General features: G+C 55.7%; 12 protein-coding genes and 2 tRNA genes. 10 read left to right on the top strand and 4 right to left on the bottom strand.

Features of this window, described 5'->3' with window-relative positions:
* Nucleotides 1-33: 33 nt before the first annotated feature.
* Together G5315_RS13935 and G5315_RS13930 are read right to left on the bottom strand one after the other, a co-directional pair.
* Nucleotides 34-2,055 (bottom strand): alpha-glucosidase, encoded by a 2,022-nt coding sequence (locus G5315_RS13935; protein WP_421333231.1) that lies wholly within the window; start codon nt 2,053-2,055, stop codon nt 34-36.
* Nucleotides 2,056-2,158: 103 nt separating this feature from the next.
* A complete protein-coding gene (locus G5315_RS13930; RefSeq protein ID WP_421333230.1) occupies nt 2,159-2,362 on the bottom strand; it encodes a hypothetical protein in 204 nt (67 codons plus the stop codon).
* Between G5315_RS13930 and G5315_RS13925 the strand changes: the two genes are divergently transcribed.
* The 9 genes from G5315_RS13925 to G5315_RS13885 all read left to right on the top strand — a co-directional run bounded on the left by G5315_RS13925 (nt 2,345) and on the right by G5315_RS13885 (nt 12,103).
* Entirely contained in the window at nt 2,345-3,733 is a 1,389-nt protein-coding gene (locus tag G5315_RS13925) for a glycoside-pentoside-hexuronide (GPH):cation symporter (protein ID WP_421236285.1), read from the top strand. The two genes, G5315_RS13930 and G5315_RS13925, sit on opposite strands and share 18 nt — an antisense overlap.
* A 62-nt stretch (nt 3,734-3,795) precedes the next feature.
* Nucleotides 3,796-5,253, top strand: a complete 1,458-nt coding sequence (locus G5315_RS13920) for a glycoside-pentoside-hexuronide (GPH):cation symporter (protein WP_421333229.1) — start codon at nt 3,796-3,798, stop codon at nt 5,251-5,253.
* A gap of 64 nt (nt 5,254-5,317) precedes the next feature.
* The gene (araD, locus tag G5315_RS13915; RefSeq protein WP_421333228.1) at nt 5,318-7,072 is read left to right on the top strand and encodes an L-arabinonate dehydratase; all 1,755 of its coding nucleotides are present in this window, start codon (nt 5,318-5,320) and stop codon (nt 7,070-7,072) included.
* Nucleotides 7,073-7,083: 11 nt separating this feature from the next.
* Nucleotides 7,084-7,872, top strand: coding sequence for an HpcH/HpaI aldolase family protein (locus tag G5315_RS13910; RefSeq protein WP_069556388.1), 789 nt, complete (start codon nt 7,084-7,086; stop codon nt 7,870-7,872).
* Complete coding sequence (locus G5315_RS13905; RefSeq protein WP_216978946.1) at nt 7,872-8,765, top strand: aldose 1-epimerase; 894 nt, start codon at nt 7,872-7,874, stop codon at nt 8,763-8,765. Before G5315_RS13910 ends, G5315_RS13905 begins: the two co-directional genes overlap by 1 nt.
* Nucleotides 8,758-9,645, top strand: a complete 888-nt coding sequence (locus tag G5315_RS13900) for an SMP-30/gluconolactonase/LRE family protein (protein WP_421236283.1) — start codon at nt 8,758-8,760, stop codon at nt 9,643-9,645. Before G5315_RS13905 ends, G5315_RS13900 begins: the two co-directional genes overlap by 8 nt.
* The gene (locus tag G5315_RS13895; protein ID WP_069556391.1) at nt 9,642-10,508 is read left to right on the top strand and encodes an NAD(P)-dependent oxidoreductase; all 867 of its coding nucleotides are present in this window, start codon (nt 9,642-9,644) and stop codon (nt 10,506-10,508) included. Before G5315_RS13900 ends, G5315_RS13895 begins: the two co-directional genes overlap by 4 nt.
* Nucleotides 10,509-10,603: 95 nt before the next feature.
* The gene (gene ompL, locus G5315_RS13890; protein WP_216953422.1) at nt 10,604-11,293 is read left to right on the top strand and encodes a porin OmpL; all 690 of its coding nucleotides are present in this window, start codon (nt 10,604-10,606) and stop codon (nt 11,291-11,293) included.
* Nucleotides 11,294-11,335: 42 nt separating this feature from the next.
* The gene (locus tag G5315_RS13885) at nt 11,336-12,103 is read left to right on the top strand and encodes an SDR family NAD(P)-dependent oxidoreductase (RefSeq protein ID WP_216953421.1); all 768 of its coding nucleotides are present in this window, start codon (nt 11,336-11,338) and stop codon (nt 12,101-12,103) included.
* Between the two features lie 360 nt (nt 12,104-12,463).
* Here the strand turns inward: G5315_RS13885 and G5315_RS13880 are convergent.
* Nucleotides 12,464-12,551: transfer RNA gene (locus G5315_RS13880), tRNA-Ser, on the bottom strand.
* 183 nt (nt 12,552-12,734) lie between these two features.
* Nucleotides 12,735-14,471 carry a C4-dicarboxylic acid transporter DauA gene (gene dauA / locus G5315_RS13875; RefSeq protein ID WP_069528347.1) on the bottom strand — a complete coding sequence of 579 codons (1,737 nt, stop codon included), beginning with the start codon at nt 14,469-14,471 and terminating at the stop codon, nt 12,735-12,737.
* Nucleotides 14,472-14,958: 487 nt separating this feature from the next.
* Here dauA and G5315_RS13870 point away from each other — a divergent pair.
* Nucleotides 14,959-15,031: transfer RNA gene (locus G5315_RS13870), tRNA-Asn, on the top strand.

Here is a 15,031-nt window from a genome sequence, read left to right as displayed (position 1 = left end):
GGTCGCATCCTCTATAGCGAACGCCGGTGCGATTTACGCCAGATCCTTTAGCTCGGCAAACAGCGAAGCCCAGGGACTTTTGGCACGATAGAACACCGGGGGCTGGCCAATCGGTGCAGGCAGAGTGACCCGCTGGCCCCCTGTAAAGCGCTGGCCGCTCCAGACATGCGTCCACTGCTCACCTGCAGGCAGGTAAGTTGTCCACTCACGCACATCCCCTTGGTGAACCGGTGCCACCAGCAACTCTGACCCATAGAGGTATTGATCCTGTATGACGTAGACCTCGGGATCATGTTCAAAATGCAGCATCATGGCACGTTGAACCGGATACCCTTTCTCGGCCGCTTCGTCCACCAGGCTACGCAAGTAAGGAGTCAGGTGGCAATAAACTCGGGTCATCCGGGCAAAATGCGCCAACGTGCTGCCATCCTGGTCAAACTGGAAGTTCTCATCAGGGCGGTTACCTTCGTGGGTACGCATGACTGGGGTAAAGGCCGCCATTTCAACCCAGCGGTCAAACAGCTCCTTGGTTCGACGGTTGCCAAACAGTGAGGTGTAGCCACCGATATCCGAGTGGTGATACGCGTTCCCCAACATACCGGAGGAGAGCGCCCCCGAGATCACCGTGACCAGACCGTCGTGACGGCTGAAATCGACACATTGATCGCCTGCCCACAGTAGCGGGCAGTATTGCTGCACCCCGGTGTAACCGGCTCGCATAAAGAAAAGGGCATCACCGGTTTGGCCGTTCATCGCGATCGCTTCTGCGTTGCACTGGGCCCACAGAGTCGGCCAGGCATTGTGCATCAGCTTGGCATCGACACCGTTGTGCAGGTAGATGTTATCGGTCGGCAGGTACTCGCCAAAGTCAGCCATCCACCCCTTGATCCCCATGTCCAGCATGTTTTTACGCAGCACGGTATCACGGAACCAGGCCATGGCGTCTGGATTGGTAAAGTCGATACAGCCGCAATAGAATTCGCCAAAGTCGACCAGCGCAACCTGACCATCCTTGTCCAGCGCCATATAGCCGAGCTCTTTGGCGATCGGAAACAACTTGCCATCTTCACACAGGTAGGGGTTGACGTAGGCCATGAACTCAATGCCCTGGTCATTGAGCGCCTTGATCCTGGCGGGCAGATTGGGGTAGCGATCCTGATGGTGCTGCCAATCCCAGTCCCAGAACAGGCGCTTGCCAAACGAGGTGACCCGCAAGCCGCACCAGTCTTCACTCCACAGACCCGAAACCTTGATACCATGGTCAAGGGCGTTTTCCAGACGACTGAAGGTATTGACCTCTCCCCCCTTCAGACCAAGGATCGCCCCCTTGTAAACCCACTCAGGCAACCTGGGCTGGCGGCCAAACCGGGCGGACAGTTTTTCGATAATGCCCAGATAGCTCTCTGCGGTGCGCAACTCGATGGCCTGCGGGATCGCCCACACTTGCAGCTCATGAAACCCTTCGTGACGAAAATCGAAATCGGCATAAGCGGTGGTGTCGATATGGCAGCTGTATTTGCGAGAGGTGACAAACGTGGGCTGCGGATAGTTGGTGTGGTAGTAATCCCCACCGGCTTTGCCCATCACATCGGCTTTCCATTTGATCTCGCTGTGGGGATGGCGACCAACACCGGGCTCTGACGTCCACAATGGAAAGTGACGACCACGCAAATCGAAATAGGACATCTGCTCGCCACAACCCCAGACATGCTCTTTACGTTCGGCCGGCAATCTGACCCAAAAGCGGTTATATGCCTCGTCCAGTATGGTCGGATAAAGCATCACATCATCGCCATCACACACCACAGCCACCTGTAGCAAAGCCGGGGTCAAGGCATTCGGGGCAAAAACAAACAGGTTGTTGTCAACCTGTTCGATATGAGCCAATGCAACGCGAGACTCGATGTAGTCTTCGATGTCAAAGTTGCCGCGATAAATTTCCATTTTTTCCCGGCCCTTGCCTATATAAAACGCCGGGGCATCCGCTTGATGAGAAAATAACAACTGCTGCTGGTGCTGAATCGTTAACGCCTGTGACGAAAATTCGAGTTGCATTGCATAAGCTCCTGTTTAGTCGGGCCATCCCCGCTTGCTCGCAAACACAATAATAGCGCTACGATTTCATTTCAATCGCGTAAAACCCAAACAGCGATCTTGATCACCAATCAACACCCGCCACATGAAAACGTTTGGCCCGTTTGCAAATACCATTTGTAAGAGAATCCTTAACCACCAGAGCAATCTCTCGATCTGGATCCCACTTTTCAACAATCACCCTTGCGCCAATAATCGCATCGCTACGATTATTGGTCTGCCGGATGGATTTCACACTATGGAGAATAAAATGGTTGTTCAGGCGCATATCGAAAGCAGACTGCCTTTTAGGGAAAAACTTGCCTATGGCGTCGGCGATTTTGGTTACAACTTTGTATTGAATATCACCACCCTCTACCTGCTTAAATTTCTGACCGATGTAGCAGGCATCAATGCGGCGTGGGCAGGCGTCATCTTTTTGGTGGCGAAAGTGTTTACCGGCTTCACCGACCTGGGCACCGGCATTTTCCTCGACACCCGCAAGAGCTTCGGACCTCGCGGCAAGTTTCGTCCGATGCTGCTCTGGACCATAGTGCCGCTGTTTATCTGCAACATGTTGCTGTTTTGTAATTTTGAGCTCGACAGCGAGACCAAGACCACCCTGTTCATCGTCTGCTTCATGGCCTTTGGCCTGTTTTTTAGCCTGGGCAATGCCAGCTATGGCGCCATGGTGCCCTCTATGACCAAAAACGTTCAGGATCGCGCAGAGCTGGCGGCCTGGCGTCAAGGCGGAGCCAACACCGGCCTGTTGTTAGCCACCGTCGGTTTCATGCCCATCGCCATGTTGTTTGAATCCCAGGAGACCGGCTACATGGTGGCAGCCCTGGCCTACACCTCAGTCGGCTTGGCGGCGGTGCTCTTTTGCTACCTCAACGTCAAAGAACACCACACCATCATAGGTAATGACCCTGACCAGATAGTCGAGAAGCCCACCATCAAGGAGGGGCTCAAGGCGGTACTCAAGAACAACCAGTTGCTGGTGCTGGCAGTAGCCAACCTGCTGACCCTCTCCGCATTCAACGTCAAACTCACCGTGCAGGTCTTCTACGCCCAGTACATTCTGGGTGATGTCTCCATGGTCTCTTACATGAGCTTTGTCAGCATGGGGTGCATCTACCTCGGGGTGTTGTCTGTGCCTGCGCTGGTACGCCGCTTTGGCAAAAAACCTGTCTATCTGGCCGGATTGTGCCTGTGGATCTCCGGCGACATTGCCAACTACCTGTTCGGTGGCACCGTCATGAGTTACGTGCTGTTCACCTCGCTGGCGTTCTTTGGCACCTCTTTCGTCAACAGCCTTAACTGGGCGTTTGTCTCAGATACCGTTGAGTACGGTGAGTGGAAAACCGGTACTCGTACCGAAGGCTTGGTCTACTGCGGCATGACCTTCTTTAGAAAGTGTTCGCAAGCTATCGCAGGGTTCGTCCCCGGGTTTGCTCTGGCACTGGTTGGCTACATGCCCAATGTGGAGCAAACCGATGCCGCCAAAGCCGGGATCACCGGACTGATTTTCATCTACCCGGCAAGCCTGGCCATCGTAACGGCACTGGTGATGGCCCTCTTCTACACCCTCAACGAGCAGCGCTATCAAGAGATCATCGCCAGCCTTGGTGCCCGCCGTGTGGCGACCACCCAAAGCTGACTCTCATGCAACTGGCAGCGGCGTGCTGGCCACGCTGTTGCTCTCTTCAAGGATGTGATCCCATGACATATCGCAATGTGGCAAGTGACCGTCTGGCATGGCAGGAAAAGATGGCCTACGGAGTGGGTGATCTCGGCTATAACTTCCTGCTCAACTGCACAACTCTCTATTTGCTGATCTTCCTGACCGATGTGGCAGCCATTCCGGCAGCATGGGCCGGAGCAATCTTTCTGGTTTCGAAGTTCTTTACCGCCTGCACCGATCTGGTGACCGGCAGCGTGCTGGATAATCGTTCCGAGCTCGGCCCCAGAGGTAAATTTCGCCCCTTCCTGCTCTGGACCATAGTGCCACTGGCTCTTATCAACACAGCCCTGTTTACCAGCGTTGAGCTCCCGGTCATCGCTAAAACAGTGCTGTTTACCCTGCTGTTCATGATGTTTGGTGCCTTTTACAGTTTTGGCAATGCCTCCTATGGCGCCATGGTCCCGGCCCTCACCAAGCGACTCCAGGACCGAGCCGAGCTCGCCGCCTGGCGCCAGGGCGGAGCCAATACCGGATTACTGCTCTGCTCGGTGGGGTTCATGCCGCTGGTATTGCTGTTTGACAAGCCACAGGTCGGCTATAGCGTTGCGGTACTGATTTATTCGGTCATGGGGGCTGCAGCAGTACTCTTTTGCTACAGAAGAGTTCGTGAACGTCATGTGCTGCCATCGGTTGTCAACGAATCGGGGTTTTCGGCAGTACAAACCAACGCACGGGCCGTGCTGGCAAACCGTCCGCTGGGCATCCTGGCGCTGGCCAATCTGCTGACGCTGGCAGCGTTCAACACCAAGCTGATTGTTCAGGTTTTTTACGCCCAATATGTGATTGGCGACGTATCGATGATCGCCTACATGAGCTTCATCAGCATAGGGTGTATCTACCTGGGGGTATTGCTGGTCCCCTTTGCCGTGCACCGTTTTGGCAAACTGCCTGTCTATCTGGCCGGTATTGGCGTGTGGATATGCGGTGACCTGCTCAACTACCTCTACAGCGAGAGTGCTCTCGATTACATCCTCTTCACCTCCCTGGCCCTGTGGGGATCCGCTTTCGTTAACAGTCTCAACTGGGCGTTCATCTCTGACACCGTCGAGTATGGGGAATGGAAAACCGGCATCCGCACCGAGGGGCTGGTCTACTGCAGTCTGACCTTCTGCCGCAAATGTTCGGCTGCGCTTGCGGGCCTCATTCCCGGGCTGGTACTGGCATGGTCAGGCTATGTTCCCAACGCGACGCAAAGCACCGAGACCCAAAGCAGCATCGCCAATCTGATGTTTCTCTACCCGATCTGCGCCCTGATTTGCGCTGCTGCCTTGATGTTGCTGTTCTACCCGCTCACTGATGCTCGCTATCAACAGATCGTCCGGGAGCTGGCACAACGCCATGCCCTTGCTTCTCCCCGGAAACCCCATCACCGAATGAGTGAACAATCTACTCCATCGCCTGACACCCCCCCTCTTCGTGCGGGTCATAATAGCTGAATTTAACATGCTGTTTTTATTGAATTAATCCTTAACCAAATCAGACAAAGAGAGCGCTATTCCTATGTCATTCAACAGTGAAAACCTGGCCAAGCTCGATATCTCGGCGCTGCGTAGCCAACGCTGGTATGCCCCCGACACCATCCGAGCCTTCGCCCATCGTCAACGCAGTCAGCAAAGTGGCTTGAACCGCGACGAATTCATGGGCAAGCCCGTGATCGGGATCATCAATACCTGGAGTGAAATGAGCCCCTGCCATAGCCACCTGCGTGAGCGCGCCGAGGCCGTCAAGCGAGCCGTCTGGGCCGCGGGAGGCTACCCCGTTGAATTGCCCGCGCTGTCGGTCGGGGAAGTATTGGTCAAGCCGACCACCATGCTCTATCGCAACTTTCTGGCGATGGAGGCAGAAGAGCTGCTGCGCCAGCATCCGATCGATGGGGCTGTGCTGCTCGGCGGTTGCGACAAATCCACGCCAGCCCTGCTGATGGGCGCCATTTCGATGGACTTGCCAGTGATCTTCTGCCCCGCCGGCCCCATGTCGAGCGGCAAATGGCGCGGTCATGTCACCGGTGCCGGTACCCATACCAAGAAGTTCTGGGATCAATTGCGCTTGGGGGCCATTACCCAGCATGACTGGATCGAGCTGGAGGGGGCGATGACTCGCTCCATCGGCACCTGCAATACCATGGGCACAGCATCCACCATGACCTCCATCGCCGATGCCATGGGCTTTATGTTGCCGGGGGCCAGCTCCATCCCCGCCGCTGACTCGCGACACGTCCAGATGGCAGCCCAATGCGGCCAAATCATCGTCGACATGGTGTGGCATGATCACAAACCTTCCCGCTGGCTGACCCGAGCCAACTTCCTCAATGGCGTAGTGGCCTACATGGCGCTCGGCGGCTCCACCAATGCCGCGATCCACATGATTGCGATGGCCAACCGGGCGGGCATCAACCTCACTCTGGAAGACATGGAGTCGGTGGCACGGGAAGTCCCTGTGCTGGCCAATCTGTTTCCCTCTGGTGATCAGTTGATGGAGGAGTTCTTCTTCGCCGGCGGTCTGATGGCCCAGCTGAAAAAGGTGGAGTCATTCCTCCACCTCGATGCGATCGGGGTCACCAATCGTCCCGTTGCACAGTGGATTGCCAACGCGACCTGTTATGACGACAACGTGATCCGCTCGCTAGATAACCCTGTGGTACCGCTCTCCCGTGGATGTGCATTGACAGTATTGCGCGGCAATCTGTGCCCCAACGGGGCTGTGATGAAATCATCTGCCGCCAAACCAGAACTGCGCCACCACAAGGGCCCTGCCATCGTCTTCGACAGCCATCAAGAGCTCTCGGATCGCATCGATGACCCCGCCCTGGAGGTAACCAAGGAATCAGTGATTATCCTGCGCAATGCCGGCCCGGTCGGCGCGCCGGGCATGCCGGAGTGGGGCAACCTGCCGATCCCGAAAAAGCTGCTGCAACAAGGCGTCACCGACATGGTGCGGATTAGCGATGCCCGCATGTCCGGTACTCACTATGGCACCTGTATCCTGCACGTTGCCCCTGAAGCGGCCATTGGTGGCCCACTGGCACTGGTACGTACCGGTGACCTCATCGAGCTCGATATCGCCAATGGCCGCCTCAACATGCTGGTCAGTGATGAAGAGCTGGCCGAGCGCCGCCGCACGCTCAAACCGGTACACAAAGTTTATGAACGCTCTTATGCCGCACTCTATCAACAACATGTGACCCAGGCCGATCAGGGCTGTGACTTCGATTTCCTCCAGACTGGCAGCAAAGTGCCCGAGCCCCCGATTTTTTAAAGGAGCAAACAATGAATCCGTTCAAACTTGCGATTACTCAAGGTCCACGCCCACTGGGCACCTGGATGATGACTGGCAGCGATACGGTGGCGGAAGCCATGGCGACTGTCGGTTTCGATTTTTTGGTGCTGGACCAGGAACATGTACCGGTCGATAGCCTGGATGCGATCCGCATCGATCGCGCCATTCGTGCCAGCAATCCGGCCACCACCCCACTCTACCGCCTGGCCTGGAACGACACTGTGTTGATCAAACGGGCGCTTGATGGCGGTGCAACGTCGCTGATGGTGCCGTTTGTCAACAGTGCAGCAGAAGCCCGCAAAGCGGTAGAGGCGGCCTACTACCCTCCCCTAGGCAAACGCGGCTTTGCCGCAGTGCATCGTGCGTCCGGTTACGGTGCCGACCCCGAATTCGTGCGTAAAGCCCGGGAAGAGCTCTGCCTGATCCTGCAAATTGAGACCCCTGACGCCATTGATGCCATGGAAGAGATGGCCATTGAAGGAGTGACCGGCTTCTTTATCGGCCCCGGCGATATGAGCGCAGCCATGGGCCATATTGGCAATCCCTCTCACCCCGAGGTGCAAGCCAAGATCCGCGAAGGGCTGGAGAAGTGCCAGCGATTGGGATTGCCTTGCGGGATCGTCGGTGGCAACCCCGAGCTGGTGAACAAATATCAAGAGATGGGTTTTAGCTTCGTGGCGCTCGGCTCCGACATGAGTTACCTGCTGGCTCGCGCCCGTGAACAGCTCGCCGCGATCCGGGGGGAACGTCTGAGCATATCCGGTGGCGAGGTTTACTGATGAAGAGGCTTCACCGCCAAAGCGGCCCGCTTGATCTGGAGCTCATCCCCGAGCTCGGTGGCGCTATCGGCAAACTGACCTGGCATGGCAGGGAGATCTTGCGCTCCCTGCCCGATGGTCAGAACGTCACAGTCAACCAGGGGGGCTGTTTTCCCCTGGTACCTTACTCCAACCGTATTGCTCATGGACGGTTTCACTTCGCCGGATATGATTACGCCCTGCTGCGTAACTTTGGCGATCATCCCCACTCAATTCATGGCAACGGCTGGCAGCAGCCATGGCAAGAAGGGGATGCAGATGATGACTCTGTCGTGCTGACCCTGCACCATGACGCACAGGGAGCATCCGCGGCGCAATGGCCCTGGCCTTATCGGGCAACTCAGCGCTTCACCCTGCAAGAGAATGCGCTGCATATCATACTCACTTACCACAATCTGGCCGATCACGCTGTCCCGGCTGGGCTGGGCTTTCACCCCTATTTTCCCCGTGCGGCGCACGCCGAGATCCAGTTCGACGCAGGCGGTGTGGTACTCAACGACCACAAGTCCCTGCCCACTGGTCTCGCGCCACTACCGACCCAATGGAACTATCGCACTTGGCGCAAACCTGAACCCGCCAGTGTCGATAACTGCTTCCATCACTGGAGTGGCTGTGCACGGGTGCGCTGGCCAGATGAGAAGCTGATGGTGACCCTGAGCTCACCCGATGCGCCTCACGCCATCCTGTTTCTGCCGCCCGCCGATCGTGACTTCATCGCCATCGAGCCGGTTTCTCATATCAATGATGCCATCAACAACGGTGGCTTTGGTGACCCTGCGCTGGCCATGGCCACTGTGCCAGCCAATGGGCAGTTGCAGATCTCCATGCTGCTTGAGGTTTCTCACTATGCCTAATCCTGCTCTGCTACTTGCCGACTACCGCGGCCATCTGCCCGAGTGCCCGACCTGGAGCACTGATGAACAGGCGCTCTACTGGACCGATATTCTCGAGCGTTGCCTGCACCGCTATCACCCCGAAAGCGGCGCCATGACGACAATCCCCTTCCCCGAAGAAGTGGGCTGTTTTGCCCTGCGCGAACAGGGTGGCTTTATCGCAGCGATGCGCACCGGGATCTATCTGTGTGATCAACACGGGCAAATTGAGCGTAAAGTCGCCGATAACCCCAATAACCCAGCGCTGGCCCGTTTTAATGATGGCGGTACCGATCAGGCGGGTCGTTTCTATGCGGGCACTTACTGGAGCCCACGAGATTACAACGGCGCCCTGCTATGCCGGGTTGATGCCGAGCTGCAGATGTCGGTGATCCAGTGCGACATTCTGGGAGCCAATGGCTTGGCATTCAGCCCGGACATGCGCTGGATGTACACCACTGATACCCCCAACCGCCGCCTTTATCGCACTCCGTTGGCCCGCGACGGTTCACTCGGTCAACGGCAACTGCTGCGCGAGTTTGCAGCCCGCGCCGACGAAGGGCGCCCGGATGGGGCTGCAATCGATGTCGAAGGATGCTACTGGAGCGCCCTGTTTGATGGCCATCGTATCGCCCGCTTCTCTGCAGAGGGGGTATTGCTGGCCGAATATCCCTTGCCGGTACGTTGCCCCACCATGGTCTGTTTTGGTGGTGAAGACATGAAGACCCTCTTCATCACCACCACTCGCGAAAATATGGACGCCGCCGAACTGGCAGCACGTCCGCTCTCAGGTGCGCTGTTCAGCATGCGTGTTGACATCGCCGGTCTTGCTAAACCCACATTTAAGGAAAACAACGGATGAAAACTATCGGCTTTATCGGTCTTGGTCTGATGGGCGAAGCGATGTCAAAGAACATCGTCAAAAAATTTGATGGCAATGTGTTGGTATTCGATATCAATCAGGAGGCTGTCGCCCGGGTGGTCGATGCAGGCGCCATCGCCTCCCCTTCCATTGCCAGGTTGGCAGCCGATGCGGATGTGATCATCTCCATGGTACCGCGCTCCGAACACGTCAAAGCGGTCTATACCGAACTGCTGCCACACCTTGGCCCCGGCAAGATCACCATCGACATGTCCACCATTGACCCGGCAGTGTCAATCGCCTTATCCCGCCAGGTAGCAGAAACCGGTGCCGTGATGCTCGATGCGCCCGTGGTCAAATCGGTCCCTGCCGCCGTGGCTGCCGAGCTCGGGATCTACATAGGTGGCGACCTGTCCGCCTACAAAAAGGTCAAGCCATTGCTAGCCATGATGGGCAGCAACCAGATCCACCTGGGGGGCAACGGCCGTGGTTTGATCATGAAGGTGCTGCACAACACCTTGGTCGCCCAAATTCAGAACAGTGTCAACGAAATGCTGGCCACCGCCGATCATTTCGGCATCGATAAAGAGAGCTTCAACACCGCCGTCTCTTACGGTGGCGGCAGCAACTTCTATCTGACCAGCAAGATAGGTGCCCTGATCGCCGAGAACTACAACACTGTCTTCTCGCTGGAGAACATGGCCAAAGATATCGGCATTATGAAGAACCTCATGGGCGAAGAAGCGCTGACCCTGCCCGGAGTCGAATTGGTGAATAACATTTACCAGCAAGGCCTGAATAACGGTTTGGGCCGTGAGGATTTCTGTGCCACTTATAAGTTGGTAAAGCAAAACATTCAATAGCTGGCTGATAAAAACCATCGCATGAGGTAATTAATTTACCTCATGCCAATCGCTGTACGATTTAATATCAACTTACCATTGGCGAGTCAATCACTATGCGTATCCACCCCAAAATATGCTTAATCCCTCTTATATGCTGCAACGCAGCTTTCGCAGGCGGTTATTTTGAAAGCCGTGAGGCATTTAACTTTGCTACCGACCAACATGAGTTATTGTTGCGACTCGGCTATAACTGGGAATCTGGTGCCGGCATTATGGCCAGCAATGCGTATAATACCGATAAACTAGACAAGCTAAAGCACAGTTATAACGAAATTGAAGGGTGGTATCCGCTATTAAATTTAACCACCAAACTCTCGGTCAATGCCGGTGGTTTGGTTAACTCCTCTAGCTCTGGCTCTGGTGGCTCTGCGTATCTGGATGGAAAGTACAACTTTACCGATAACTTTTCCGTTATTGCACGATACCGTTACAATCATCAAAATTATCTAACTACGGATCTTGATGGTTATGGCGATAATAACGATACCAATGAATACGCACTGTATATTGTCAATAAAATAACACCAGCTTTGACCCATACTTTTGAATCGCACTATTTTTCTCGCGTCAATAATTTCAACAGTGCTAATGGGAAAGATCATCACTGGGAGCTAACCAGTCAAACCCGCTATCGAATCAATCCACAATGGATGCCTTATCTGGAATTACAGTGGTACGATAGAAATATTGCCTATGATGCAGAGGCATACCGGATCCGTATTGGTGTTAAATACTTTTTCTAATGTTGCCAGATGAATTCAATCTATGACTCACGGAGAGCAGTTATGAACTATTCCCAGCAAGTACAATATCACTCTATTGCCGGCAAGGTCGCCGTTATCACAGGTGGCGCCAGTGGCATTGGCGAAGAGTTGGTGCGCGCCTTTGTCAGCCAAGGTGCCAAAGTCGCCTTCCTCGATTTTGATAAATCTGCAGGCGAAGCACTCGCGCATGAGCTCGACTGCCTGTTTCTGTTTTGCGATGTCACCGACCTGACTCTGCTCAAAGCGTGTTTTACGACCATTGAACAACAGCTGGGCAGTGTCGATATCCTGATCAACAACGCGGGCAGCGATGATCACCATAAAATTGAGGATCTGACCGAGGAGTATTTCGAAAACCGCATCAATATCAATCTGCGTCACCAGTTGTTTGCGATCCAAGCCGTGTTGCCAGGCATGGAGCAAAAAGGGAGCGGCAGCATCATCAATATGGGATCCATCAACTGGATGCGGGGCCGCCCCGGGAGAGTCTGCTACTCCCTGTCAAAAGCCGCTATCCATGGTTTTACCCGTACCCTGGCGCAGGAGTTGGGCGCAAGAGGCATTCGGGTTAACAGCCTGGTCCCAGGCGCAATCCGTACCCCCAAACAGGATGCGATGTGGGCGCAACTCGACCCTGCCGCGGTGAACCAGTTTGTCGAACTGCAAGCACTCAAATTCCGTCTCGATGGCTCACATTGTGCTCGCATGGCCCTCTTCCTGGGTTCTGACGAATCCAATGGCTGTACCGGCCAAGATTTCATTGTTGATGCGGGGCTTACTCTGAACTAAGGCTCTGTCCCAAGGCTGTCTGCTTGAAATGATGAGGTTTGAGCAATATCTGGCTGGCATGGCATTCAACCATGCCGGGCAATCCAGAAGAGGCAAATGCTGCAGATATTGCTTGTTTTTATAGATACGCGCTTGGCTAGATGGGACAGGTCTCGATGCAAATGGGGAAAACGCCATTAATCCGAGCAAGAATGGTCTCCATGACCCTCTCTTACATCTGAGGGTACCGGAAGAAGATCCCACCATCTTCAGAATGATGCGATCAACTGATATGCAAACCACCAACAGTTGAGATAGTCGGGGCGCATAATAAATCATGCATAAAGAAAAACCCCTGCTCTAAAGCAGGGGTTTACTGTTTGGCGGTGAGGGAGGGATTCGAACCCTCGATACGTTGCCGTATACACACTTTCCAGGCGTGCTCCTTCAGCCACTCGGACACCTCACCAAATTTTTGCTCACTGTTTTATGTGCTTGAGCTGCACATTCGCTGGCGGACCATGCCGCGGCGACGGGGCGTAATGTAAGGGATACGATGGCTTTTGGTCAATGCAATTTTTTACTTTTTGCGTTCGTTTGCTCAATATCCGAACCAAGTGACCAAAAATATGCCGTTTCGTATCCCTTTCAATCAATTTACTGCCGCTTCGTGCAAATGTTCACCTTTGAGCGCCTCTTCCAGCGAACCGTAGAATTCCAGCTTGCCGGGCTGCGGCCGCACCTTGGCACGGGCCAGGGTCTTGAGCGGTTGGAACTGCAACTCGGCCACCCGCAACTCGACCCCGGCTTTGGCCATCTGCTTGCCAAAGTGGAGGAAGGCAGACAGGCCGCCCGCATCGAGGATGGAAACCGCCTCCATCTGCAACACCAGCACCTGGTGCCCTTTCACTTGCGCTTCCAGCTCGGCAAAGACCCGTTCGGCCGCGGCAAAGAAGAGCGGGCCGTTGATCTTGTAGAGCAGGCCGTTGTCCGGCACCTCGTGGGCATAGCGCTTGTGCTCGGCCAAATCGTGCAGTTTGGTCATCTTGGCGATTTCACGCATAAAGAGCAGGGAGGCCAGGATCACCCCGAAGGTGATGGCGATGACCATGTCGAAAATGACGGTGAGTGACAGGCAGACCAGCAGCACCAGCACATCGGATTTGGGCGCGCGACGGATCAGCTCCACCACCTTGTGCGCTTCACTCATGTTCCAGGCCACGATGAGCAGCAAGGCAGCCATGGCCGAGAGCGGCAACCAGGAGAGCCAGGGGGCCAGCACCAGAATGGCGGCCAGCACCACCAGCGCATGGACGATCCCCGAGATGGGGGACGTAGCACCGGCACGCACGTTGGCGGCAGAGCGAGCGATAGCGGCGGTAGCGGTAATGCCGCCAAAGAAGGGGGCGAAGATGTTGCCAAGCCCCTGCCCCACCAGCTCGGCGTTGGAGCTGTGTTTGCGACCGGTCATGCCATCGAGCACCACGGCGCAGAGCAGCGACTCGATCGCCCCCAGCATTGCCATGGAGAAGGCGGCAGGCAGCAGCCGCTCAACAGCCGCCAGGTTCCATTCAACTGGCAAACCATCCGGTCCGGGCAAGGCCCAGGGCATCACCAGGGTCGGCGCGATGGGCGGGATCCCCATCCCTTGAGTGCCATCGGCCAGGGTATAGCTGAACTTGCTGCCGATGGTGGCCACATCCACCCCAAAGTAATGGAGGCCAAAACCCAGACCTACCCCGACCAGCACTGCGGGCAGGTGGCCAGGCACCGGCAGACGCAGGCGCGGCCAGAGCAGCAGCACGGCCAGCGTTGCGACCCCCACCAGGGTATCGCCCCACTGCCAGCTTGGCAGGGCGGCGGCCAGCGCCTCGACCTTGCCCAGATAGGTTTCCGGCATCTCGGGCACGCTTAGGCCAAAGAAGTCCTTGATCTGCAAGGTGGCGATCACGATGGCGATACCACCGGTAAAGCCCAGCGTCACTGACGGGGGAATGTACTCGATAAGGCGGCCAAGACGGGCCATCCCCATCGCCACCAGAAAGAGGCCGGAGATGAGCGTCGCCATCAACAGACCACCGACCCCGAACTGCTGGGCGACAGGATAGAGGATCACCACAAAGGCAGCGGTCGGGCCGGAGATGGAGTAGCGGGAGCCACCGGTCACGGCGATCACGATTCCGGCAATGATGGCGGTATAGAGACCGTGTTGCGGCGGCACACCGCTGGCAATGGCCAGTGCCATGGCGAGCGGGATGGCGATGATGCCCACCGTCACACCGGCGATAAGATCACGGCCGAAGCGGGCCATGCTATAGGGTTCATCAATACAGGACTGGCGTAAGGCTATGGCGAGCTTCACGCTATTTAAAGAGGCTTGCTTGTGCATGTATATCGTAATACCAGAAGAGGGAGATAAAGGCCGGAGAGATCCGGCGCCCGATCATCATCAAGGGCCGGCAGGGCTGTCGACGCGGCGATGGTATCCTGCGTAACCTTACTCCAGACGGGTCATTTTTTCGATGGGCAGGATCAATGAAACGCGCGCTCACCCGTTATTTGGCCTATTTGCTACCAAATCGCCGATGTTGATGATTGCGCTGCCCCATTTAGCTGCAAAGTTCACCACTTGAGTCTTATTGGCTTGCCAGCACGTTCGCAATATCATGCTGGCATCATCAGGTTGATACGAACCTAACCAATGCTCCCTGCATCAGTTGGCCAAGGCGATGGCAAGGGACTGATTGTGCTGAAAACAAACCGCAAAGCGCAACTTTTGGGCAAACAGTCCGAAAATCCGGTTTTCGGGAAATTCGCGGGTTGACACCCGCCGCCCTGGTCATTAATATTCGCCCCGTCTTGACGAGACAGGCAATTCCTCCTTAGTTCAGTCGGTAGAACGGCGGACTGTTAATCCGTATGTCACTGGTTCAAGTCCAGTAGGAGGAG

This window comes from Aeromonas sp. 603607, assembly GCF_049171595.1.
In the GTDB taxonomy this organism is placed as follows: Bacteria; Pseudomonadota; Gammaproteobacteria; order Enterobacterales; family Aeromonadaceae; genus Aeromonas; species Aeromonas veronii.
This window is presented reverse-complemented; position numbering and strand designations above follow the sequence as displayed.